Raw genomic sequence first — 242 nt, 5'->3', positions numbered from 1 at the left:
ACGATCAACCAAGAAACCCTATACGTTCGCGTAGAAAACAACACTACAAGATGTTATGACATCGTAACGTTAGACTTAATCGTTGATCCGCTACCAAATTCCACTCAGCCAAGCTATCCACCATACAGTTTGTGTGATTTAGACCAAAGCAACATTGGCTACGAAATATTTGATTTAGCCAGCAAAGTAGAAGAAGTACTGCTAGGACAAACTGGAATGAGCGTAACGTTCTATCCAAGTTT

The 242-nt window shown here is 40.1% G+C and carries 1 protein-coding gene; it reads left to right on the top strand.

Annotated elements, in window-relative coordinates; genetic code table 11:
* Positions 1-242, top strand: a 242-nt coding sequence (locus G6042_RS00140) for a hypothetical protein (RefSeq protein ID WP_169522303.1), incomplete at both ends; no start/stop codon positions are given.

Source organism: Flavobacterium solisilvae (genome assembly GCF_012911605.1).
GTDB classification, from domain to species: Bacteria; Bacteroidota; Bacteroidia; order Flavobacteriales; family Flavobacteriaceae; genus Flavobacterium; species Flavobacterium solisilvae.
Note: the sequence above shows the minus strand (reverse complement) of the source record. Positions and strands in the feature narration are given on the sequence as shown.